This is a genomic window from Stutzerimonas stutzeri KOS6, from assembly GCF_000307775.2.
GTDB classification, from domain to species: domain Bacteria; phylum Pseudomonadota; class Gammaproteobacteria; order Pseudomonadales; family Pseudomonadaceae; genus Stutzerimonas; species Stutzerimonas stutzeri_B.
The window spans coordinates 193,772-204,119 of sequence record NZ_KK020677.1 but is presented as its reverse complement, the minus strand read 5'-3'; the positions used below and the strand labels follow the sequence as shown (position 1 = coordinate 204,119).

Sequence of the window (10,348 nt, the reverse complement as noted above, 5' to 3'; positions counted from 1 at the left end):
AGAGCACCGACGCAGCGATTACCTTGGGATCAGGCCAGGCCCGCGATTCGCACGCAGGGCGCGCTCCTGCAATGATTCTCCGTGCCTACCTGAACGCCACCGGTTCCGTAGGGTGGGCTTCAGCCCACCAACAAAGCACCGACGCACGCAGCGATTACCTTGGGATCAGCCTAGGCCCTCGATTCGCGCGCAGGGCGCGCTCCTGCAATGAATCTCCGTGCCTACCTGAATGCCACCGGTTCCGTAGGGTGGGCTTCAGCCCACCAACAGAGCACCGACGCAGCGATTACCTTGGGATCAGCCTGGCCCGCGATTCGCGCGCAGGCGCGCTCCTGCAATGATTCTCCGTGCCTACCTGAACGCCACCGGTTCTGTAGGGTGGGCTTCAGCCCACCAACAAAGCACCGACGCAGCGATTACCTTGGGATCAGCCAGGCGGGTTGTAAGCCGCCCTACACGATCCGCCCGGCTGGTGCATAGGGCGCAGGATCGACAACCGGCTCACGCCCCAGCATCAGGTCGGTCAACAGCTGGCAGGACGCAGGGGCCAGGACCAACCCGTTGCGGAAATGCCCGCAATTGAGCCAGAGTCCTTCGAAGCCGCTCACCGGCCCGATATAGGGCACGCCGTCCGGCGAGCCGGGACGCAGGCCCGCCCAGTGCCTGACCACCTGCGCGCCGGCCAGCGCCGGCAGCAGCTCGATAGCGGTCGCCCGAAGGCTCTCCAGGGCATCCTCTGTCGGCGTCTTGTCGAAGCCGACATCTTCCAGCGTACTGCCGATCAGGATATGGCCGTCACGCCGCGGAATCGCATAGCGCCGCTTGGCCAGCACCATGCTGGGCAGGAAAGCCTCGGCACACTTGAACAGGATCATCTGTCCCTTCATCGGCTTGACCGGCATATCCAGGCCCAACGTCGCTAGCAGCTTGCCGCTCCAGGCCCCCGCAGCCAGCACCACCTGGTCCGCCAGCATCTCGCCCTGCGCCGTCTGCACGCCCACTATGCGCACGCCGTCGCGCAGGAAGCCCTGGACCGGGCACTGCTCGATCACATTCACGTTCGGCAGCAGGCGCAGCGCCTCGCGCAATGCACGGAGCAACCGCGGATTGCGCACGTTGGCGACACCCGACATGTAAACAGCCCGCTCATAACCTTCACCCAGCGACGGCACGGCGTGGTGCACGGCTTCCATCGGCACCGACGCCAATGGCCGCCCGTACCGCTCGGCCCAGCTCAGTGCCTCGGCCTCGTCATGCAGATCGAGCCAGTAGAGGCCGGTCACATGCAGCTCCGGGTCCACCCCCGTCTCGGCCAGCAACCGCTCGCTCAACTGCGGATAGAAATCCTGCGACCAGTGCGCCAGCGCCGTGACCGCAGGGCTGTAGCGCCACGGATACAACGGCGACACGATCCCGCCGCCAGCCCAGGAGGCTTCGCTGCCTGTTCCGGCTGCCTCCACTAACGTCACCGACGTGCCTGCAGCAGCCAGCTTGTAAGCCGTCAGCAGGCCGATAACGCCTCCCCCCACCACAATCACATGTTGCTTCACTCAGCCTCCGGCACTCAGGTTCACAATTTCAGCCATTTATCCTTGGACTGACCGCAGCGCTGGTCTAAAAAGGCCGTGCTCCATTAGTTGAATGAAGCAAAGCGGCACCGCCAGGACGGCGAACATGATACTTGCAAAGGAGCTGCACCATGCCGAACCAGAATCAAGGCTTCACGCTTATCGAGTTGCTTCTGACCCTCGTCGTACTCGCCATCGTGCTGGCAATCGCGATACCGAGCTTTTCCACCACCCTTGACTCCGTCAGACAACGTACTCAGGTCAATCAGCTCTTGGCTGACCTCAATTTCGCACGCAGCCGGGCGATAACAAGCCGGCGTCCAGTCAGCATCTGTGCCGGAGCGTCAGGTTGTGATGGCATAAAAGACTGGAGCGGCCAGGTTTTCATATTCGATGATATCGACGGCGACGGCACATTCAACGAGGACGACGACGTCCCATTACGCGTAACCAGTGTTGCAGCCAACCATGCCTGGAGATGGCGGAACTTTCGTCAGCAGCGGCACATGACCTTCAAACCCGACGGGACCACCCACAGCCTTAACGGCAGCTTCATTCTGTGCCGCCAGGAAGTAGCCCTGAGGAAGATCGTGATCAACGTCACAGGGCGCTCGAGACTTACCGCACCCACCGCCGAAGACCTTTGCACCTAACATGCCGCACAGTCTTCGAAACCGACCGGACGTCCGGGCGGTATGGGAAGCGAAACGACAAATCGGGATGATCTGATGACCTTGCAATCGAGAAGAACCATGCGGTATTCCCGAGGCTTCACCCTCATAGAGCTCATGGTCACGTTGTCGATCCTCGCGATCCTGCTCGCCATCGCGGCACCGTCTTTCCGAGACCTCATCCAGAGCAACCGAACCCAGACCATCGCCAACGACCTGACCACGGCGCTGCAATTCGCTCGCTCCGAAGCGGTCAAGCGTGGCGTCAACGTCGACATCTGCCGACGCAACGGCAACACCTGCGCGAACTCCACCGGCTGGGGTAACGGCTGGTTGGTAAAAGTGAACGGCGGAGCAATTCTGCGTGTATGGGAAGCGGTTGGTGGCCGGGATACCGTTACCGGCCCGAACGAGACCCTCACCTATCGCCCGAGCGGGCTGCTCACCAAAGCAAACACCGCTGCTGACACAACCTTCACCGTTGCCTTTTCCAACTGCACCGGCAAGCCCCAATACAGCATCGCGCTGACCGCCACGGGACGAGTGACGAGCGCAAAAGGAACGTGCCCATGAAACGCCGTCCATCAATTTCTGCCGACCAGAGGGGTGCGACACTCATCGAGGTGCTAGTCGCCATGCTGGTTCTTTCCATCGGCCTGCTCGGTCTGGCGGGCATGCAGATGACCGCGTTGAAGAGTAACCAGAGCGCCTACTATCGCTCGCAGGCCACGGTGCTTGCGTACGACATCATCGATCGCATGCGGGCCAACCGCGCCGACGCACTCAACGGTGTTTACGACATCGCCATCCAGAACCAGACCTGTGATCCAGGCCTTGCCCCAAACGGAACCCTTGCACAGAGGGACGTGGCCGAATGGCTGAACGCCCTTTCCTGCCTTCTTTCTCCAGATGCTCGCGGCAGTGTGGTGCGCAACGGTCGTACTTTCACGATCTCCATCGAGTGGAACGACAACCGTGGGCGTATCGATGATGCAGGCGATGACGACCGCGAAACCTTTGTTTATCGGACCCAGTTATGAAACCAGCCTCTCTCTTCCGGCAGACGGGCCTTTCGCTCATCGAGCTGATGGTCGCCATGCTGATCAGCCTGGTTCTGCTCGGCGGCGTGCTCCAAGTCTTCTTGTCCAGCAAGGACATGTATCGCACCAACACGGCAGTTGCGCGTGTTCAGGAAGCTGGGCGCTTTGCTACCGATTTCATTGCCTTCGACGTGCGTCAGGCGGGTTACAAGGGGGAGTGCCTGAGCGAGCCATTCAACCAACTCGATCTATCCTCACCCAAACACGCTTACACGACCGATGGAAAAAACGCCTACAGCCCGACCCCGGCAATCCAGGGATGGGATAACAGCAAGCCTGTTTTCTTCGGCAATACCGATACAACACGTGCCGACACCGATGCCTTCATCGTCAAATATGCCGGCGAGGGTACAGAGTTCATACCCAACGGATCGAACAGCGCCGGTGCAGGCAACCTAAATGTCAAAGGCCAAACAGGGGCCTATAGCGGCCAGATCGTCTTGGTCGCAAATTCTACCGGCTGCGATATTTTCCAAAACACAAACAATAGCAACGCGAGCACGTTTCAAACGAACGGAAACAATGAAACCCCCGGCAATACAAAGGCAGGCATGAGCCAGGCCTATGATGAAAAGTTTACAGCTCACGTTTTCCGCAGCCACACCTATTTCATTCGAGAAAATGCGGATCGCCTGCCCTCTCTCTGGCGAAGGGTGCTCAGCCCAAAGCCCGTCATGGAAGAACTGGTTGAGGGAATCATCGACATGCAGGTCACCTACGGCATAGACAAGGACGGTGATCGCCTGGCGGATGAGTATGTCAAGGCCGGAACGAACAACCTCACCGCCAGCGGCGCGGGCGGCTGGGATAAAGTGGTATCGGCGCGCATATCCCTGCTTGCCGTCAGCCCTGAAACGAATGTACTGGAAGAACCTCAGACATTCGTTCTTCCGGCAGTTTCCGGCATCGACCGGGATGACGACTATGCACTTTACGAAGATGACGGCAAGGTGACCATCAAGAACAACCGTGTCGCCCAGGTGTACACCGCCACCATCGCCATTCGGAATCGCCTGCCATGAACACGATATTTACCGGACGTTCGAGTCAGCGCGGCGCCGTGCTGCTCGTGTCATTGATCATGCTATTACTGCTGACGATTCTCGGTGCTGCTGCGATGCGCGATACCAATCTTCAGGAACGCATGGCCGGAAACATGCGCGACCAAAACCTCGCCTTTCAAGCAGCCGAAGCCGCTCTGCGCTTCGCCGAGCAAGAAGTCAAAACAGACTACGCAAATCTGATCCGCGACGATCTATATCCGGTAAACGACGAATCCCCGGAAATTGTGAGGTTTAGCGGTTTTACCGGCAATGTGGCCAGTAAACCCACCTATACCATCACACGATTACCGCACCCGGGTCAGCTCGACATGCAAAACATGGTCAACCCTACCACGGCCGGGGGCGACTCACTCGCCGCAGGGGAATCGCTGATTCTCGACTTCGTTCTGGTGCGTATCGAAGCGACCGGCACTGGCGCCAGTCCGGACTCGAAGGTCACCCTTCGTTCCCTGTATTTCGTAGAGGAGTGACATGATGCCGCTCGATATTTGCCGCAAGTCTAAGAACGGATTTGGCGCAAACTGGCGTTCATGGGGGCTTGCCGGCAGCGCACTGCTCTGGACCCTAAGCGCCGGCCAGGCCGCAGCAGACGTGTCCCAGACGCCCTTGTTGTTGGGTAGCGGCAATGTACCCGGGAACCTTGCCCTGGTGCCCTCGGTGGAGTGGCCCACTTTATTGTCTATCGCCAACACCGGTGACTACAGCTCTACCAACACCTACTTGGGGTATTTCGATTCCAGCAAATGCTACGTCTATGACGGAGCCAATGAATGGTTCGTACCTAATGGCAATGCTTCTGCGCGCAAGTGCAGTGGTGAAAAAGCGTGGAGTGGCAATTTTCTTAACTGGGCTGGCACACCAACCATTGATCCGTTCCGAAGCGCGTTGACAGGAGGCTACCGCTATCGTGATGAGGTTGGGCTGACTGTACTCGAAAAGGCTCGCCACACCGGACAAAGTACAGCTGGTGATCGCGCCAACTCAGACTCGGGAGTTCTACCCGCAAACGAGTTTTCTGGAGCCGCACCCATAGCAGGCGACTGGGCAAACTTCTATATTCGCCTGAGCGGCCGAGGTATAGAAATGCTCTTCTCTAATTGGCGCGACAAGATTGGCGGACTAGATGCAACTGGAACCAACACGAACGAATGGACCTACTACAACCCAAATAACGCCGACCAATGGCAAAAAGGGAAACTAAAGCCCGCATTCTATGCAGGGAACCAAGTAAAAAGTGTTTACCGCGTAAAAATTCGAGTAAAAGTCTGCGTCACGGGACAAATCGAATCAAACTGCAAAAAATACAGCGATACAAATTACAAGCCTGAAGGGTTATTGCAACAGTACTCCTCCAGCATTCGATATAGTGTATTCGGTTACCTTAATGATAAAAGCCAACTCCGTGATGGCGGGGTGCTGCGTGCCGGCCAAAAATACGTCGGCCCGCTTAAAAGAGAACGTGGCGCTGCCGGGGAGCTGGATAACACTAATAAGGAATGGAACGAAAGTACTGGTATTTTAGTTACAAACCCAGACCCGAACGATGTAGCATCCACCCAAGCACTGTTTGGCACTTCAGTTAGCAATAGCGGCGTTATCAACTACCTGAACAAGTTTGGCCAGCTTACTGATTTCAACCACAAGAGCAACGACCCAGTCAGCGAACTGTATTACGCTGCATTCCGTTATTTTCGCAACAAGGGCAACGTAACGGAATACAGTACGCCGACCCCAGCGCATGCAGCAAACGGGGACTCCAAAGAAAAGTGGCTGGATGGATTTCCGGTCGTCACCGATTGGGATGACCCGATTCAGTATGCCTGCCAGAAAAACGTAATTTTGGGGATAGGTGACACTAACACCCATGCGGACCGCAATCTGCCGGGCGCCACCGTAACGAACCTTGAGCCCTCCATACCCGCACAAGTCGCAGCCGACGCTGCCAACTTCGATGTAGCTGCCGCTACCGCCCGGGTCGGAGCGTTGGAAAGAGTTGATACAAAGGCGACGTCCGCCAGTGCTTTTGGTGATTGCTGCAGTAATAACTCTGCATATATCGCCGGGATGGCGTATCACGCCAATACTGTTGACCTTCGTAGAGACATCAGTGGCGAGCAGCTGCTTTCGACTCATTGGGTAGACGTTCGAGAGAACGGCGTGCTCAAGGGCCGCGCCAAGAACCAGTATTGGCTCGCTGCAAAATATGGCGGCTTCAAGGTCCCTAGCGATGTTGACTATGGCGACCCCTATGCGCGTACCGCCGCTCTTCCTAACAGCTGGTGGACGGATGGCGACCGGACAGAGCAGAACGACCTTCGTCCACGAAACTTTTATGTTGCCAGCGATGCCACCAAAATGGTCGAAAGCTTGAAAACTGCTTTCGCGAATATCGCTAACGAAGTGCGCAGCACTACCGCCGCACTCTCAACCAACTCCACCAAGCTCGAAACAGAGACCGTGGTCTTTCAGTCAATGCTCGACAGTGCCGACTGGAGCGGTGATTTGTTGGCCAAGGCTGTCACAAGCAACGGAACAGTAAACGAAACACCCACCTGGAAAGCAGCAACGAAGCTAGATGCATTGACCAACACGGAGGTGGCGAATCGCAAGATACTTACATCTCTGCCACCAACGGCCGACTCCTCATCCGGAGCGTTGGTCTCTGCCACAGGCCGCATTTTTGCCTGGGCGCAGCTGCATTCAACTCAGCAGGATGCCATGAGGATGACTGCCGGGGGCTCGTTGGCTACAGAGCAGATGGGCCAGGATCGGCTCAATTTCATCCGTGGCATCCGCAGCCTGGAGCGAACCGACTCAGCTCCCAACAATCCGTTCCGGCAAAGAGGCAGCCGCCTTGGCGACATCGCCAACTCGGACCCGCAATATATTCACAAGCCAAACTTCGGTTACTCGCAGCTCCCGGAGAGCGCAGGATTTACCGCGGCCACCACGAGCGCCTATACCTCCTTCCGCGCCTCCAGTACCTATCAGAACCGTCCGCCACTGGTAGTGGTTGGGGCTAACGACGGGATGTTGCATGGCTTTGACGCAAGCCTGGGCTCCAACGGCGGCAAGGAGCTGTTTGCCTACATACCGAACGATCTGATCGACGACCTGTACCAACTCACCGATCCGACTTACTCGCACCGCTACTATGTTGACGGCACCCCACGCATCGGTGACGCCTGGGTCGGTAATGCGTGGAAAACACTGGTCATCGGCTCCTCCGGAGCAGGTGGTCGAAGCATTTTCGCACTGGATGTTTCCAATCCGGCCGATATGACCAGCAGCAGCGTGCTCTGGGAATTCACCCATCCCGAGATGGGCTACAGCCTCGGCCGACCTAGCCTCGTACCCCTCTACAACGGCAAGTTCGGCGTGATAGTCACCAGCGGCTTCGATCGCTCCACGGACACGACGAGTGGCTATGTATGGGTCCTCGATGCGGCTGACGGCAGCGTATTGAAACGCTTCGACTTGCCGGACAGCGGCGACCTGGGCTCACCGTTGGCGGTCGACCTGGACAACGACCGTGTCACCGATCGTATCTATGTCGCGGATACGAAGGGCAATGTTTGGCGGCTGGACACCAGCAGCACGAGCATTGGCGACTGGGATGCGCCAAGCAGCCTGAGGTCCGGCGGAAATATTGAGCCGCTGTTCATCGCTCAGGACAGCGACGGCAACCGGCAGCCGATCACGGCCCCTCTGGACGCGGCGTACACAAAGGATCGCAAGATCATGCTTGTGTTCGGCACTGGCAGTTTCTACCAGACCACCGATAACGAAATCCCCTCGTCCCCTCAAGTCCAATCCTTCTATGGAATTATCGACAGCGGATCGCCGGTTGATGGACGTACCCGGCTGCTGGAACAGGAAATCCTGAAGGAAGTGAGCGGTACGGCTCTCAATGGCCGTGCCATCAGCCAGAACACCATGGATGACACAGACCAGGGCTGGTATCTGGACCTGATATGGAAAGTAAGCAAAGGCGGCCCAGGCGCCAAAGGGGAGCGGGTTATATCCCAGGCACAGCTGGGCGGTAACCGGGTTACATTCAGCACCCTGATTCCGTCGTCTGACCCGTGCGATGCTGGCGGAACCAGCTGGATCATGAGCCTGGACCTCGCCACTGGCAGCCGCCTCGCCTACTCCTACTTCGACTACAACGGTGACGGAAATATCGATGAAGACGACTACATCGAGCTCGAAGACGGCACCAAGGTACCGGTCAGCGGCGTTGCCGACCCCGATGAGGGTGCGGTCAAGGGGACCATTGGCCTGAACGACCAGAGCACGGGCAGACGCTACCTTTGTTACGCAAGCTCGGCGGCCAGCACAGACTCGGACGGTGTAACTCCGGTTTGCATCGAGGTCATGGGAGACAACAATGACTCCAACCGCCTGTCCTGGCATGAAGTGAGGAACAACCTTTGAAACTGCTCAGACCCAGCCAGCGGGGAAGTCGCGCTTTTACATTGATAGAGCTGATGATCGTGGTCGCGATCATCGGCATCATCGCAGCCATTGCCTACCCCAGCTATCAGGGGTATGTACGCAGCGCCAAACGGGCCGATGCAGCGACTGCGCTGATGGAGCTGGCCCACTTCATGGAGCGTTACTACACGGCCAACGGCCGCTATGTCGACGAGGATGGTGATGAGCCCGACCTACCATTTACTCAAGCTCCACGGGACGGCGGAACCAAGAGTTACGACATCCAGCTTGTCGAGGCCAGCACATCCGCTACTGCTTACGTGCTGCAGGCCGTACCGACGGGCAGCATGACCAACGACAAATGTGGGACCTTGACGCTAGCCAACACCGGCGCCAAGGGGCAGAAAAGCGGCATGACATTGGCAGAATGCTGGAAACGCTAAACGGCTGAAACGAAAACGCCCGGCATCGCCGGGCGTTTTCGTTTTGCAAGGCTATCAAAGAGCCTTCACCCGCAGCTCCTTCGGCATCGAGAACGTCACGTTCTCGGGACGTCCATCGAGCTCATCCATGTCAGTCGCCCCCCATGCACGGAGCTGGTCGATCACCCCGCGCACCAGCACCTCAGGCGCTGATGCACCTGCGGTGATACCGATACGCTCGATGTTCTCGAACCATTCGCGCTTGAGGTCTTCGGCGCCATCGATGAGGTAGGCCGGGGTGTTCATGCGCTCGGCCAGCTCACGCAGACGGTTGGAGTTGGAGCTGTTGGGACTGCCAACCACCAGTACCACATCACACTCATCGGCCAGTTGCTTCACCGCATCCTGGCGATTCTGGGTGGCGTAGCAGATGTCATCCTTGCGCGGGCCGCCGATGCTTGGGAATTTGCTGCGCAGCGCGTCGATGACACGACTGGTGTCATCCATGGACAGCGTGGTCTGGGTGACGAAGGCCAGCGCCTCGGGATTGCGCACCTGCAGCCTGGCCACATCGTCCTCGTCTTCCACCAGGTAAATCGCGCCGCCGTTGCGCGGGTCGTACTGCCCCATGGTGCCTTCCACTTCCGGATGGCCCTGGTGACCGATCAGGATGCATTCACGCCCATCACCGCTGTACTTGGCAACTTCCAGATGCACCTTGGTCACCAGCGGGCAGGTGGCATCGAAGACCTTCAATCCGCGCTGCTCGGCTTCCTGCCGTACCGCCTGGGAAACGCCGTGGGCGCTGAAGATGACGATCACGTTGTCTGGCACCTGGTCCAATTCCTCGACGAAAACCGCGCCACGCGCGCGCAGGTCTTCCACGACGAACTTGTTGTGCACCACTTCATGCCGCACGTAGATTGGCGGCCCGAAGACTTCCAGAGCCCGATTGACGATCTCGATGGCGCGATCTACGCCCGCGCAGAAGCCGCGAGGGTTGGCGAGTTTGATTTGCATGGTGAGTCTCGGCACGCGAAAGCTTGATGACGGAAGAGTGTAACGTGATCCAGCACGGACATTCGC

General features: G+C 58.1%; 9 protein-coding genes. 7 read left to right on the top strand and 2 right to left on the bottom strand.

Features of this window, described 5'->3' with window-relative positions; genetic code table 11:
• Positions 1-452 precede the first annotated feature (452 nt).
• A complete protein-coding gene (gene thiO, locus B597_RS41430) occupies positions 453-1,550 on the bottom strand; it encodes a glycine oxidase ThiO (RefSeq protein WP_003292384.1) in 1,098 nt (365 codons plus the stop codon).
• Between the two features lie 149 nt (positions 1,551-1,699).
• Here thiO and B597_RS41425 point away from each other — a divergent pair, with 149 nt between their 5' ends.
• The 7 genes from B597_RS41425 to B597_RS41390 all read left to right on the top strand — a co-directional run bounded on the left by B597_RS41425 (position 1,700) and on the right by B597_RS41390 (position 9,283).
• Positions 1,700-2,221, top strand: a complete 522-nt coding sequence (locus B597_RS41425; RefSeq protein WP_003292383.1) for a GspH/FimT family pseudopilin — start codon at positions 1,700-1,702, stop codon at positions 2,219-2,221.
• Between the two features lie 75 nt (positions 2,222-2,296).
• Entirely contained in the window at positions 2,297-2,812 is a 516-nt protein-coding gene (locus tag B597_RS41420) for a GspH/FimT family pseudopilin (protein WP_226924998.1), read from the top strand.
• Positions 2,809-3,279 (top strand): type IV pilus modification protein PilV, encoded by a 471-nt coding sequence (pilV, locus tag B597_RS41415; RefSeq protein ID WP_003292381.1) that lies wholly within the window; start codon positions 2,809-2,811, stop codon positions 3,277-3,279. The genes B597_RS41420 and pilV overlap by 4 nt, the downstream gene beginning before the upstream one ends.
• On the top strand, positions 3,276-4,361 hold the full coding sequence (locus tag B597_RS41410; protein ID WP_003292380.1) for a PilW family protein: 1,086 nt from the start codon (positions 3,276-3,278) through the stop codon (positions 4,359-4,361). The genes pilV and B597_RS41410 overlap by 4 nt, the downstream gene beginning before the upstream one ends.
• Complete coding sequence (locus B597_RS41405; RefSeq protein WP_003292379.1) at positions 4,358-4,873, top strand: pilus assembly PilX family protein; 516 nt, start codon at positions 4,358-4,360, stop codon at positions 4,871-4,873. The genes B597_RS41410 and B597_RS41405 overlap by 4 nt, the downstream gene beginning before the upstream one ends.
• A 1-nt stretch (position 4,874) precedes the next feature.
• Complete coding sequence (locus B597_RS47110) at positions 4,875-8,840, top strand: pilus assembly protein (protein ID WP_152028198.1); 3,966 nt, start codon at positions 4,875-4,877, stop codon at positions 8,838-8,840.
• On the top strand, positions 8,837-9,283 hold the full coding sequence (locus B597_RS41390) for a type IV pilin protein (protein WP_031323705.1): 447 nt from the start codon (positions 8,837-8,839) through the stop codon (positions 9,281-9,283). The genes B597_RS47110 and B597_RS41390 overlap by 4 nt, the downstream gene beginning before the upstream one ends.
• Positions 9,284-9,337: 54 nt before the next feature.
• On the opposite strand, the gene ispH is transcribed toward B597_RS41390, so the two are convergent.
• A complete protein-coding gene (gene ispH / locus B597_RS41385; protein ID WP_003292375.1) occupies positions 9,338-10,282 on the bottom strand; it encodes a 4-hydroxy-3-methylbut-2-enyl diphosphate reductase in 945 nt (314 codons plus the stop codon).
• Positions 10,283-10,348: the final 66 nt, after the last annotated feature.